Annotated in this window: 1 protein-coding gene; it reads left to right on the top strand. The window is 65.6% G+C overall.

Going from position 1 to position 471, the window contains the following annotated elements; translation table 11 throughout:
• The coding region (locus HX846_RS38955; protein WP_178967667.1) for a condensation domain-containing protein at nt 1-471 on the top strand (471 nt) is incomplete at both ends.

The following is a 471-nucleotide window of genomic DNA, read 5'->3' as shown; positions in this document are numbered from 1 at the left end:
GGTCAATACCTTGGTGATTCGCAGCGAGGTCGATCAACAGGCGCCAGCGTCTGCCTTGCTGACGGCGCTGGAGACCGACCTGCGCGCCGCCCAGGCCCACGCCGACCTGCCGTTCGCCACCTTGGTCGGCGCCGTGACCCAGCGCCGTGACCTGAACCGCACGCCGTTGTTCCAGGTGCTGTTCTCCCTCAACCACGGCCGCATGGACAGCCGCCAATGGCCGGGCCTTGAACTCACAGAACAGACTCTGCCCGCCATCGACGCCAAGTTCGAACAAAGTTGGGAAGTCCACGACGACGGCAGCGACATGACCCTGGCGCTGGAATACCAGGCGGCACTGTTCGATGCCGCCACGATGCAGCGCTGGAGCGCGCAATGGTGTGCGCTGCTGGATGCACTCATCGCCACGCCGGAGCGTGCGCTGGTGGCGTTGTTCCCGCAGCAGCAGGATCAGGCGCAACTCGCTCGATG

The organism is Pseudomonas sp. K5002, from assembly GCF_013386655.1.
Lineage (GTDB): Bacteria > Pseudomonadota > Gammaproteobacteria > Pseudomonadales > Pseudomonadaceae > Aquipseudomonas.
The sequence above is the reverse complement of the archived record's forward strand: the minus strand, read 5'-3'. Positions and strand labels throughout refer to the sequence as shown.